This is a genomic window from Thalassotalea fusca (assembly GCF_053485835.1).
Genome location: NZ_JBQRUN010000008.1, coordinates 81,849 through 94,963, shown reverse-complemented (window position 1 = coordinate 94,963; position 13,115 = coordinate 81,849). Strand labels below are relative to the sequence as shown.

At 41.6% G+C, this 13,115-nt stretch carries 12 protein-coding genes; 9 read left to right on the top strand and 3 right to left on the bottom strand.

From position 1 onward, the window contains the following. Positions 1–16 precede the first annotated feature (16 nt). The 3 genes from thrC to ACSLUK_RS11685 all read left to right on the top strand — a co-directional run bounded on the left by thrC (position 17) and on the right by ACSLUK_RS11685 (position 3,810). Complete coding sequence (thrC, locus tag ACSLUK_RS11695; protein WP_448548834.1) at positions 17–1,303, top strand: threonine synthase; 1,287 nt, start codon at positions 17–19, stop codon at positions 1,301–1,303. A gap of 67 nt (positions 1,304–1,370) precedes the next feature. Beyond that, positions 1,371–2,057: a uracil-DNA glycosylase gene (gene ung, locus ACSLUK_RS11690; protein WP_448548833.1), complete on the top strand. Its 687-nt coding sequence runs from the start codon at positions 1,371–1,373 to the stop codon at positions 2,055–2,057. A 241-nt stretch (positions 2,058–2,298) separates the two neighbouring features. Then, entirely contained in the window at positions 2,299–3,810 is a 1,512-nt protein-coding gene (locus tag ACSLUK_RS11685) for an aminotransferase class V-fold PLP-dependent enzyme (RefSeq protein ID WP_448548832.1), read from the top strand. Positions 3,811–3,870: 60 nt separating this feature from the next. On the opposite strand, the gene ACSLUK_RS11680 is transcribed toward ACSLUK_RS11685, so the two are convergent. Next, positions 3,871–4,446: a GNAT family N-acetyltransferase gene (locus ACSLUK_RS11680; protein ID WP_448548831.1), complete on the bottom strand. Its 576-nt coding sequence runs from the start codon at positions 4,444–4,446 to the stop codon at positions 3,871–3,873. 393 nt (positions 4,447–4,839) lie between these two features. On the opposite strand from ACSLUK_RS11680, the gene ACSLUK_RS11675 reads away from it, so the two are divergent. After that, positions 4,840–6,177 carry an NAD(P)/FAD-dependent oxidoreductase gene (locus ACSLUK_RS11675; protein WP_448548830.1) on the top strand — a complete coding sequence of 446 codons (1,338 nt, stop codon included), beginning with the start codon at positions 4,840–4,842 and terminating at the stop codon, positions 6,175–6,177. 102 nt (positions 6,178–6,279) lie between these two features. Here the strand turns inward: ACSLUK_RS11675 and ACSLUK_RS11670 are convergent, their stop codons facing one another. Together ACSLUK_RS11670 and ACSLUK_RS11665 are read right to left on the bottom strand one after the other, a co-directional pair. Next, on the bottom strand, positions 6,280–7,239 hold the full coding sequence (locus ACSLUK_RS11670) for a D-2-hydroxyacid dehydrogenase (protein ID WP_448548829.1): 960 nt from the start codon (positions 7,237–7,239) through the stop codon (positions 6,280–6,282). 15 nt (positions 7,240–7,254) lie between these two features. Continuing rightward, complete coding sequence (locus tag ACSLUK_RS11665; protein ID WP_448548828.1) at positions 7,255–7,497, bottom strand: DUF2164 domain-containing protein; 243 nt, start codon at positions 7,495–7,497, stop codon at positions 7,255–7,257. A gap of 306 nt (positions 7,498–7,803) precedes the next feature. Between ACSLUK_RS11665 and iscX the strand changes: the two genes are divergently transcribed. The 5 genes from iscX to pilW all read left to right on the top strand — a co-directional run bounded on the left by iscX (position 7,804) and on the right by pilW (position 13,113). Next, positions 7,804–8,004, top strand: coding sequence for a Fe-S cluster assembly protein IscX (gene iscX / locus ACSLUK_RS11660; protein WP_448548827.1), 201 nt, complete (start codon positions 7,804–7,806; stop codon positions 8,002–8,004). Between the two features lie 176 nt (positions 8,005–8,180). Beyond that, positions 8,181–9,872: an NAD-dependent malic enzyme gene (locus ACSLUK_RS11655; protein ID WP_448548826.1), complete on the top strand. Its 1,692-nt coding sequence runs from the start codon at positions 8,181–8,183 to the stop codon at positions 9,870–9,872. Between the two features lie 170 nt (positions 9,873–10,042). After that, positions 10,043–10,474 carry a nucleoside-diphosphate kinase gene (gene ndk, locus ACSLUK_RS11650; RefSeq protein WP_448548825.1) on the top strand — a complete coding sequence of 144 codons (432 nt, stop codon included), beginning with the start codon at positions 10,043–10,045 and terminating at the stop codon, positions 10,472–10,474. A gap of 264 nt (positions 10,475–10,738) precedes the next feature. Continuing rightward, a complete protein-coding gene (gene rlmN / locus ACSLUK_RS11645) occupies positions 10,739–11,887 on the top strand; it encodes a dual-specificity RNA methyltransferase RlmN (protein WP_448548824.1) in 1,149 nt (382 codons plus the stop codon). Positions 11,888–11,913: 26 nt separating this feature from the next. After that, positions 11,914–13,113, top strand: coding sequence for a type IV pilus biogenesis/stability protein PilW (gene pilW / locus ACSLUK_RS11640; protein WP_448548823.1), 1,200 nt, complete (start codon positions 11,914–11,916; stop codon positions 13,111–13,113). Positions 13,114–13,115: the final 2 nt, after the last annotated feature.

Below are 13,115 nucleotides of genomic sequence, written 5' to 3'. Positions count from 1 at the left end.
TAATAGGAAGTAAGTAGTGAATTTTTATAATCTAAAAGATAGTAGTGAAGTTGTCAGTTTTTCCGGTGCTGTAAAACAAGGGCTTGGAAGAAGTCAGGGGCTTTTCTTTCCACAAGAGATCCCTCAATTTGAAGATGTTGAAGCGTTATTAGCTATGCCGCTAGTGGAGCGTAGCGTTACGATTTTATACCCGTTTGTTGAAGGCGATCTTTCTCGTGCTCAGCTTAGCGATATTGTCACTGAAGCATTTAACTTTCCTGCACAGGTTCAGCCTATTTCAGAAAACCGTGCCATATTGGAACTATTTCATGGACCAACGTTGGCGTTTAAAGATTTTGGTGCGCGTTTTATGGCGCGATGCCTACAGACATTTAACCAAAATAAAAAGCTTACTATTCTCACTGCAACTTCCGGAGATACGGGCGCTGCGGTTGCACATGCATTTCACGGTATCGAAAACATTCGCGTGGTTATCATGTACCCTAAAGGTAAAATCAGCTTGTTGCAGGAAAAGATGTTTACGACGTTGGGCGGAAATATCGAAACACTGGCGGTTGATGGCACATTTGATGATTGTCAGGCATTGGTAAAAGCATCATTTGATGATCAGGAACTCAAAGATACTATTGGCTTGAATTCCGCTAACTCTATCAACATTAGTCGTTTGCTCGCGCAAATTTGTTATTACTTTGAAGCCGTAGCACAACTCTACCGCCAAAAAGGCAAAGCAGCCTTACAGGATTTAGTGTTTTCTGTGCCAAGTGGCAATTTTGGCAATTTAACCGCAGGCCTATTTGCTAAAGCGATGGGCTTGCCCATTCAACGTTTCATTGCGGCAACTAATGCCAATGATACTGTACCTCGCTACTTGGAAACAAAGCAGTGGGCACCTAATGACACCATTGCAACGATGTCGAATGCAATGGACGTGAGTAACCCTAACAACTGGCCACGCGTAGAACATATGTTGACGTCGGGAATTGTCCCTAGTGATTGTGTATCGTCAGTATCCATTGATGAGGAACAAACACAAATGACGATGATTCATTTGGCTAAGTTGGGTTATATTTCAGAGCCGCATGCAGCGGTGGCCTATAAAGCGTTGTATTATTTGGCCAAAGAACATGAGTTTGGCGTTTTCTTAGGAACGGCGCACCCAGCTAAGTTTAAAGATGTAGTAGAAAGCACGTTGGGACAGCCAATAGGGTTGCCAAAAGAATTAGCAGATTGTGCAAGTGAAACCATTTTATCTGAAGACATGGCACCAGACTTTGCACAATTGCGAGATTACCTGTTGAAGTAGCGTTGCTAAAGCTTGAATTATTTAAAGGCAGTTTTATACTGCCTTTTTTATTGATGATGACCTAATTATGACTTCAACAAACTGGCGCAACATACTCGAACAGGAAGCTGGCAAAGCTTACTATCAGCAAATGCAATCCATTATTTCGGAGCAAAGACGGGCTGACGAGGTCATTTATCCGGTAGAACAAGATGTATTTAATGCGCTCAGTTTTACCGATGTTGAACAAGTCAGCGTGGTGATCTTAGGTCAAGATCCCTACCATGGTGAAGGGCAGGCGCATGGCCTCGCGTTTTCAGTACCTTATGGCGTTAAAGTGCCGCCTTCGCTGGTAAATATATACAAAGAATTACAACAAGATATTGACGGTTTCGAGATCCCCGATCACGGTTGTTTAGTTGACTGGGCGAAGCAAGGCGTACTTTTACTCAATACAGTGCTTACCGTAAAACAGGGACAAGCTCATTCACATGCCAAGCTTGGATGGGAAACATTTACTGATCGCTTAATAGAAGTAATAAACGAACAAAATCAAGGGTGTGTATTTATTCTTTGGGGGAGTCATGCTCAAAAAAAAGGTCGAGACATTAACAACAATAAACATCTCGTTGTTTCCGGGCCGCATCCCTCACCATTATCTGCTTATCGAGGTTTTTTCGGTTGCCAGCATTTTTCTAAGGCCAACAAGTGGCTAAAAAACAAAGGGCAGCCAGAAATAGATTGGCGTTTATCTCCAATGCAAATGAACTTATAAAAGAATTCGACAATTATTTTTCGATTTCTGTGCCTCAAAAACAATGTGATTTTGAATTCTCTTAAAATGTGAAATAGCATTTTAATTCGCTGTTTGTTCTATGTTAGAAAAGGTGTGGTTTTTTCGTGTTGTTATCGTTTTTGAAATTATATTGCTAGTTTTTTTAAAATTGTAGATTCGTGTTGTGACAGTTTGCGTATTTGCTAGAATCTAACTAGTTTAATTTATCGCAAATAGTCTTATGAAATTAGAATCGCACTTCTTACCTTTTCGCCGTCACATCATTGGACAGCAATTGAGCCATCAAATTGGCGACCAAATGTTAGATATCATTTACGCGGATTGGACTGCAAGTGGTCGTCTATATCAACCTATCGAAGACTACATAAGTGCGACGTTAGGTCCGTATGTGGCAAATACACATACCGAAACTAACTTAACGGGTAGCGCAATGACACATGCGTACCATGAAGCACAACATGTGATCAAAAAACACGTTAATGCCAGCGAAAACGATGTGTTAATCACTGCTGGCGCAGGTATGACTGCGGTAATCAACAAGTTCATTCGCATTTTAGGCTTGCGTGTACCTGAGCGCATGCAAGGGCAAGTGAATTTTGCAGATCAAGAAAAACCCGTAGTTTTCATTACCCATATGGAACACCATTCTAACCAAACAACTTGGTATGAATGTGATGTTACATTGGAAATTGTTGCGCCTGATGAAAATGGCTTACCTTCACTCACACATCTACAAGCATTGCTTGAAAAATACGAAGATCGTAAATTAAAAATCGGTTCATTTACTGCGTGTTCAAATGTGACCGGAATTAAAACGCCTTATTATCAAATGGCAGAGCTTATGCACGAGCATGGTGGTGTGTGTTTTGTTGATTTTGCGGCGTCAGCCCCTTACGTTGACATCGATATGCATCCAGCTAATCCAAAGCAGGCATTAGACGCAATTTTCTTTTCTCCGCATAAATTTTTAGGGGGGCCGGGGTCTTCTGGTGTGTTGGTATTTAATAAAGCCCTTTATCAGAACCGTGTGCCAGATCACCCAGGCGGTGGCACAGTAACGTGGACCAACCCATGGGGGAAACATAGTTTTTTCAGTAATATTGAAATGCGGGAAGATGGCGGTACACCAGGGTTCTTGCAATGTATCAAAACTGCGTTAGCCATAAAATTAAAAAATGCGATGGGTGTTGAAAACATTGCTGAACGCGAGTCAGATATAACGCATTACGTTATGGACGAGTTAGCCAAAAATGATCGCGTAGTAATGCTTGAAGCACAGATGAGAGATCGTTTGGCAATTGTTTCGTTTTATGTGCCTAATGTTCATCATAACCTTGTGGTACGTTTACTAAACGACAAGTTTGGTGTGCAAACGCGCGGCGGTTGCTCTTGCGCCGGTACTTATGGTCATATTTTATTGAATGTTGATGAAGAGACCTCGTCGAAAATTACCCAAAAGATTGATTCTGGTGACTTAGCTGAAAAGCCTGGCTGGATTCGTGCTTCTTTCCATCCGACCATGTCAAACAAAGAAGTGACTAATGTAGTTCACGCCATAAATGAAGTGACAAAGCATGCAGAGGAATGGAGTAAAGATTATCGTTTTGATCCTGCAACAGGCGACTTTACCCACGCTAAAATCGATGTAACATTTCCTAACTTGGCATCATTTGACCCGTTGAGTGCACAACAGCCACCTAAAACATCGCTATTCAAAAGGTTATTGGGTTAATGGCTGAGCATTAATTTGACAGTATATTCGGGTGCAACTAGCACCCGAGTGTTCATCAATTCACTTTACTTCACTAAAATCAATCAACATTTCAGCTGCTGAACAATGACAATCGTGATGACAAATCGGGCAGTCATAGCCTTGAGTACTCATTTCATGCCAGCGGTCAGGGTGAACTTTGATAAGTTCTCCACCACATTTTGTAAAATAGCGAACCGCACTGTTACCCGGACTTTGCATCCAAAGGTGACTTACGCCAGCTTTGGCGCCTTGCTGTCTTAAAGCTGCAATTGAATGATAAAGCAACTTGCCACCAATGGCGTGGCCTCTATAGTTTTCATCGACGGTATTACATTTAAAATAGCTGACTTCATTCGGTGAAAACGGCCATAACTCTGGACTACACCACTCGTCGATTTGCCATTGCTCGGCCGCATAGGTCATGCGAAAGCCAACGAGCTTGTCGTCATGATATGCGACATAGCTGGCGTTTACGCCATTTTTAATGCCTTTATTAAACCAATCAACAATACTATGTTCATCGACATAGCCATTGCCATGCACTTCTGTGGCTAAAATAATTATTGCCGGAAAGTCGTCTTCCGACATTTTTTGATAACGAATTTCAATTGTCATTCGGGTTATTCTATGAAATATTGCTGTTGCTGACTTAATACCAATCCGCATAAGAGATTGCTCACTTAGCGAGAGTTTAAAGGCTTAGAGGCAAGGCATTGATTGCAAAGAATGGTAATTCTCGGTAACTGCGTCCTGCGTTGCCCTACTATCCTACATCCATGTAGGAACCTTGTTTAAATCAATAACGCAGCATATAAGCCTTTAAAACTCGCCCTTTGGGAATGCATGGGCAACATGATAACTGCACAAAATAAGCTTAATGTAGAACGACTATATCTACACTTATTTCGTTTGTTCTAATGGCGCCCATGTCATTCTAAGTGGGTAATTCTTTATACGGATTGGTATAGTAGCATAAATGAATACAACAACAATGATAAGAGAACTTTGATGTACGACCCCCTCCATGATACCTCGCCTGGTGAAAATGAAGTTTATCCCGACAGTTATTGGGCAAGTGTCGCAGGCACGCCACCACCACATGATGGCCCGTTAGAGCAAGACAAGCAGGTTGATGTTGCAATAGTGGGAGCCGGATACACTGGATTGTCGTGTGCGTTGCATTTGGCTCGCGAACATGGGATTAAGGCGCATGTATTTGAAGCCAATCAAGCGGCATGGGGATGCAGTGGCCGCAATGCAGGATTCATATTGAAGTCGTCAGGCCGTAAATCTTTTTCTGCCATGCAGCAGCAATGGGGTGAAGAAGTAATGCGGGGCATTTACGATGAAATGTGTGCAGGTGTTGCTACCGTTAATTCGTTAATTGCTGAAGGCATTGACTGTGATGTGCAAGAAAAAGGCTACATTAAGGTTGCACACAAAGCATCTAAAATGAAAGAGCTGGTGGCACAGGCTGAGTTGCAAAGACGCATGTTTGGCTACGACATTCAAATTCTCGAGCAAGATACATTACGACTTCAATACATGGATGATCGCAATGCATATGGCGCGATACGTTATCAGGATGGTTATGGATTAAACCCGTTAAAACTTGCATTTGGTTATCAAAGGTTGGCGCAACAAGCAGGTGCTAAAGTTCATTGTGGAACGCCTATTCTTTCTATTGAAGAAATTAATGGTAAGCAGGTACTCACTACTCCGAAAGTAAGAATCACAGCTGACAAAGTGGTGCTAGCCACTAATGGCTACACGCCGAAAGGGTTTCATCCACTCATTAATAATCGCACGTTACCCGTACTGTCTCAAATCATTGTGACTGAGCCACTGAGCCCAGCACAACTAGATGCCTGCAACTTTTTAACATCCAATGTCGTGATGGATACCAGAGCGCTAAAATACTATTACCGTAAGTTACCTGACAATAGAATTTTATTTGGAGGACGTGGCGCAATAACAGGTAAAGAGGCAAATAATCCCTACTATGCGCAGCGATTGTTACAGGTGTTAAAAACCAGCTTTCCTGCACTTGCCGATATTAATTATCAATTTGCTTGGTCAGGGTGGATTTGCGTGGCGTTGGATGATTTACCGCACATATACCAAGACGACAAGCATCAGGTATTCTATAGCATGGGCTACTGTGGGAGCGGTGTTTCTTTCTCTGTGCAAGCAGGAAAGCGCTTGGCAGACAAAGTGGCAGATAAGCCAGTGCCTGATTTACCACTTTTTAATAAGGCTTTACCGAAGTTTCCATTCGCACCGTTACGGCGTGTAGGGCAGTGGGGCTATTTTCATTACGGAAAGATTAAGGACAACTATTTTTAAATCTGGCGATGTCTTCTTCAAATTTTCTGTAGGTATGCCACAGGCAGTGTAGGAACAGCTAAACTACATTGCCTGCAAGCGGGGATGATGCTGCCGACGTCACTATTTATCAATTCTATTGAGCGTTCGACCTTGGCAAAAAGCCTCGATGTTGTCAGCAATACCAGATATCAAGCGTTGTTGTGATTGCTGAGTTGCCCATGCAATGTGACCTGTAAGCTTGAGGTTGTGGGTTTTTGTATTGAATACGGGATGACTTTCGCTCGGAGGTTCCTGCTCTAAAACATCAAGCACGGCGTAGGCAATCTGCCCCTGTTCTAAGGCGTTAACTAAATCAATGTGATTGATAATATCACCACGAGCCGTATTGATTAACGTCGCGCTTGGCTTCATTAGCGACAGTGTCTTCTTGTTAATTAAATGCTTAGTGTCGGGAGTAAGCGGACAATGCAAACTGACGATGTCCGACTGTTTTAGCACTTCTTCGAGTGGTAGCCGATCGGCTCTGATAGTCTGCTGGTTATGACGTTCTGCAATTAGTACATTCATATCGAAGGCGCGCGCAATTCGGGCGACACTTTGTCCTAGATGACCGTAACCAATAATACCTATCGTTTGTCCGGCAAGTTCATTACTGCCATTGCCGTGTAAGCAAAAAGAATGATGTGCCTGCCAGAGTCCAGCGGTAGTATTGGCGAGATGGTGACTCGTTTGACTGTAATATTCTAATATCTGCGCGAACACATATTGGGCGACGGCAGTGCCTGTGTAGCCCGCAACATTGGTAACTGCTACACCATGGGCTCTTGCACTTTCAATATCGATGTTGTTGTATCCCGTTGCCGCGACGCAAATTAACTTGAGTTGTTTAAGATAAGGAATGATATGGGCGTCAATGATCACTTTGTTGGTGATAATTATTTCGGCATCAGCACAGCGTTCAATGACTTGTTCTCGCGTGTTGGTTAGTGCATAAGTCGTAAGCTTGGTCGCTGCTTGTTCAATTGACGCGAGCGAGATGCTTGGGGAAAATGTTTGCACATCTAGAAATACGGTGTTCATTGTATGGGATCTCGTTTATAACGGCTTTTCTAGCTCGTAAATTGCGTCGGTGATCAGGTCTACACGGTTGGCAACCATCGCTTGTGCATCATAGAGCCCTTGATTATAAAAGTGTGCGCCAAATTTTTCGCTGATAAAATCAAATAAAAATTCGGCTTCAAATTGGCCAAGCTCTCTGTCTAGTTCTTGTTCGAAATAGCTCTGTAATAATTGAATTAAGTGCTGTTTGTCTTTGTTGTCGAGTGAAATCATTGTCATGTCAGGTGTTTAATTATTTAGCTAGGGCAAAGCCGCTGAATTTTCAGTGGTGATTAGTGTATCCTGAAAACTATGTGCAGGTAAAAGGAGAAAATACGCAATGAAGGAGCGTAAGTGGTATCACAAGCTGCAATTATGGTGGCAGTCAGATTGTGCCATCTGTCTGAAAACCCGTCGATTACTTTTGTGGTTGTTGTTAATGCTACTCGCCGATTATTTTTGGTTTCATCTTCTGTTTAAGTGAATTATCCAGATTTTTGGCTAATATACATTGTAAAGAAACTCGTTACTTGAAAGGTTAAATATATGGGACACCGCTGGACAGATTCATTAGAAATAGCATTAGATTTGATGGAAGAACATCCTGAAGTTGATCCAATGAAACTTCATTTTCCGGAATTGATGAAGTGGGTACTGGCACTTGAGTCTTTTGATGATGATCCAAAACATTGTGGTGAAAAGGTACTTGAAGCCATTCAAATGGCCTGGATTGCTGAAATGGACTAACAAGCGTTATTAACCGCTATTTATTTTGGTGAATAATTATCTATTTTAACTCGATTTTACGTCAATATACGAAGAGCATCTTTTTTGTATTCTCTGCTTGGCTTATACTCTTGGTTATTAACGCGGTGAATTTTCAATATTCATCAAATTCATAAACTTCATACACAGCGTATATTATGACAAACAACAAAAAACGTCCTCTTTATATCCCCTACGCGGGGCCAACCTTATTAGAAACGCCGCTACTTAACAAAGGCAGTGCATTTTCAGCAAAAGAGCGCCAAGACTTTAACCTTACCGGGTTGCTGCCGCCGCGCTATGAAACCATTGAAGAACAGGTTGAACGTGCTTACATGCAATACAGTAGCTTTCATACTAATTTGAATAAGCATATTTATTTACGCGCGATTCATGATAATAATGAAACACTATTCTTCAAGTTAGTACAGGCACATATTGAAGAAATGATGCCGATCATTTATACGCCTACAGTAGGCGATGCCTGTGAACAATTTTCTGATATATATCGTAGTTCGCGAGGACTGTTTGTTTCTTATGAAGAACGCCATCAGCTTGATGACATATTGCGAAATGCCACAAAAAATAAAGTAAAAGTAATCGTTGTTACCGATGGTGAACGTATTTTAGGTTTGGGCGATCAAGGCATCGGCGGCATGGGCATTCCAATTGGTAAATTGTCTTTGTATACCGCTTGTGGCGGCATTAGCCCTGCGTATACACTGCCTGTAATGCTAGATGTGGGTACTAATAACGAGAAGCTACTCAATGACCCTATGTATATGGGATGGCGTCATCCTCGCATTGGGCAAGAAGAGTACAACGAGTTCGTTGACATGTTTATTCAGGCTGTTAAACGTCGCTGGCCTCATGTCATGCTTCAGTTTGAAGATTTTGCACAGCCAAATGCCACACCATTATTGGAAAAGTATCGAGACGAAATTTGCTGCTTTAATGATGATATTCAAGGGACAGCGTCTGTCACTGTGGGGACACTACTTGCAGCGTGTCGCACTAAAGGCGTAAAACTGTCTAGTCAACGTGTCACATTTGTTGGCGCAGGATCTGCTGGCTGCGGCATTGCAGAGCAAATCATTTCACAAATGGTTAGTGAAGGTATTTCAGCTGAACAGGCTCGTAGCCAGGTGTACATGATTGACCGTCATGGATTGCTTACCGAAGGCATGGAAAACTTAAGAGACTTTCAACAGCGCCTAGTTCAAAGTAAAGCCAGTGTCGCGAATTGGTCAGTTGATGGTGAATATGCGTCGTTACTAGAAGTAATGAATAATGCTAAGCCAGATATTCTTATTGGGGTGTCTGGCGTTGCAGGACTCTTTACCGAAGAAGTTATCCGTGCGATGAAATCTCATTGTCAAATGCCGATTGTTTTTCCATTAAGCAATCCGGTAAGGCAAGTGGAGGCAACCCCTGAGCAAGTTATTAGCTGGACTGACGGCGAAGTTATTGTTGCGACAGGTAGCCCGTTCGAGCCTGTAGAGTTTAAAGGTAAGTTATATGCGATTGCACAGTGTAACAACAGTTATATCTTCCCAGGATTGGGTTTAGGCGTAGTTGCCGCTAATGTTAATCGTATTACCGATGAAATGTTGATGGTGGCGAGCAAAACGCTTGCAGAAGCATCGCCGCTTGCCAACAAGGGAGAAGGTGAATTACTACCACCGATTACGGAGATTGCAAACTTGAGCAAAAAGATTGCTTTTGCCGTTGCAAAAGTCGCCATTGAACAAGGGCTAGCATTACAGATTGATGATGAAAGCCTTGTTGCCAAAATAGACCGTAATTTCTGGCATCCAGAATATCGCCAATATAAGCGTATCAGCATTTAATCGCGCTATCACTTCAGATTATTAAGTGCCAACAACTTTTGCGTTGATGGCACTTCTTACAGTAATTCAACCTTTCAATTGGTATAACAGTAGGCTTTTGTGACTAATTGGTCTATAATCGCGCCCAAAATTTTATTGTTAAATTATTTCGAGTTTAAAGAGGGCTTAAAATGGCTATCGAACGTACTTTTTCTATCGTAAAACCAGATGCAGTTGCTAAAAATGTAATCGGTCAAATCTACAACCGTTTCGAAACTGCTGGTCTTAAAATCATTGCATCAAAAATGGTTCACCTTTCTAAAGAACAAGCCGAAGGTTTCTACGCTGAGCACAGCGAGCGTCCTTTCTTTGGTGCTTTAGTTGAATTCATGACTTCTGGTCCAGTAATGGTTCAAGTACTAGAAGGTGAAAACGCTGTATTGAAAAACCGTGAAATCATGGGTGCTACAAACCCTGCTGAAGCATTAGCTGGTACTTTACGTGCTGATTACGCTAATTCAATTGACGAAAATGCTGTTCACGGTTCAGACGCAGTTGAATCAGCAGCACGTGAAATCGCATACTTCTTCAGCGACGAAGAAATCTGCCCACGTACTCGTTAATTTACGGTACGCGTATTTAAATAATACGCTTTGTTTGCATACTTAAGATGGGTATGTGGAACAGTACAAAGAAAGGATTTTGCTTTTCGGGCAAAATCCTTTTCTATTAATTAGTGTTTTTATTCAAGTGATTAGATAATTGCTTTGTTTGAACCTTTAAGTGTTCGTTTGAATAAACGCATTTTGCATTTGTTACCTTTGGTTGAAAAGTGTACAATTTGCGCCCCAGATTTTTAGTGTTATTAGTTTTTTGAGATTTTCTGCATGACCGACGTTGTACAATCGACAGATTCAAAAGTGAATTTACTGAATTTAGATCATCAAATGATGCGTGAGTTTTTTGCCTCAATTGGTGAAAAGCCGTTTCGTGCTGATCAAGTGATGAAGTGGATCTATCACTTTGGTTATGACGATTTCGAAAAAATGACTAACCTCAATAAAAAGTTGCGTGAGAAATTAGAGCGTAACTGTGAAATCAAAGCCCCCGAAATTTCGAAGAAGCAAGTATCGAATGATGGCACAATTAAGTATGCATTAAAGCTTGAAGGTGGTCAGGAAGTTGAGACGGTTTGGATACCTGAGAATAATCGCGCTACTTTGTGTGTTTCATCGCAAGTGGGCTGTGCGTTGGAGTGTAGCTTCTGTTCAACCGCACAACAGGGTTTTAACCGTAATTTATCAATGGCAGAAATTATTGGTCAGGTTTGGCGTGTTGCAAATGATATCGGTGCAACTCGTATTGCCGGTACGCGCCCAATTACGAATATTGTCATGATGGGCATGGGAGAACCTTTGCTCAATATGAAAAATTTGATCCCTGCGCTCGACACCATGCTAAACGATTTAGGGTATGGGTTGTCTAAACGACGTGTAACGGTGAGTACTTCAGGTGTGGTACCTGCGCTAGACATGCTAAAAGAAAAAATTGACTGTGCATTGGCTATTTCTGTGCATGCACCTAATAATGAATTACGTGATGAATTAGTACCAATTAACAAAAAATATCCACTTGAAGACTTCTTAGCTGCGTCACGTCGTTACATTGATGGTTCTAAAGCTAACAAACAAGTGACGGTTGAGTACGTGATGATAGATCATGTAAATGACAGCACAGATCAAGCACATGAACTTGCACATGCACTTAAAGATACGCCAAGCAAGATTAACTTGATCCCATTTAATCCGTATCCTGGGTCACCGTACAAACGTTCGAGCAATTCGCGCATTGATCGTTTTGATAAAGTGCTTCAAAGTTATGGCTTAACTGTAATCACACGACGCACTCGTGGAGATGATATTGATGCGGCTTGCGGCCAATTAGCGGGTGACGTTTTGGATAGAACTAAACGTACGCAAATAATCGCAGGAAAAAAACAGGTGAAAGCTGAGGAAATATCAGTAAAAATAGTTTAAACACCTTAATATAACTTGGAGAGTATATGGATACCAACTCATTTAAGCCAGTAGCAATTGCTGCTATTTTATTTGCAGCAACTGGATGTGTTACGCAGAGCTATGAAAATGATAACTCTACTCCAGTTATACAAAATGAAGCGACCAACAATGAAATAGCCATGACTCGAATTTCACTCGGGTTGGGTTATTTGAAAATGGGAAACACTACCCAAGCTAAGCTAAATTTGGAAAAGGCAAAGCGGTTTGCACCAAACTTGGTGCAAGTGTACACAGCTTTTGCTCATTATTACGACACGGTAAGTGAGACGGAGTTGGCGATAGCGTCTTATGAAAAGGCTTTGTCGTTGAAAAATGATGATGCAGACACGCTGAACAATTATGGGGTTTTCTTATGTAAACAAGAAAACTACCAAGAAGCTGAGCGACAATTTCTAAAAGCGATTGCGGTTCCAAGTTATTTGCTTGTGTCACAAAGTTATCAAAACTTGGCACTTTGTCAGTTAAAGGCACACAAATTTGAAAAAGCCGAACAATATTTGGTAAAAGCGATTCAGCATAGTCCTTCTAGTGCTACGGCGCTGTATCAAATGGCACGTCTTCAATATATAAAAGGTGATTACGAGCAAGCAAAGCTGTACTTTAAACGCTATGAAAAGGCGACGCGTCGCTTTTCTGCCGAAGGATTAACTTTGGGCTATAAAATTCATCAAAAACAGTTTGATAAAAAGACCGCCAAAAACTACGCGACGATGATGGTCAAAATGTTTCCCGCCTCTTTTCAGGCGAAACAATATTTGTTAAATGAATTAGAAGAAATTGAAGCAGATGAAGTTGCAAAGATTTATCGAGCAACATTACATGATGCAAAAGATAAAAAGAAGCGTGTTGTGCGCTTAGCGCCTAAAACAAACAGTGAACCTTTACCAGCTGAGCGTTCAGAATCTCAACGTCAATTAGATAAGCCCAAAAGTGCTGAGACAATCACAGCCAAGAAAAATATCGAGATGAAGCAATCGTCTCAAGCAAATGCAAGTGACAACATTGTTAAGGTACCGATGCACACGGTTGAAAAAGGTCAAAGTTTGTTCGCGATCTCAGTCATGTACAATATTCAAATGAAAACACTAGAGAAGTGGAACCATATTAGTCGAAATGACGTCCTAAGTATTGGTGACATTATCTATCTGGCAGATCCTAACCAGTCAGCTGCCACGCAAGAGTGAGA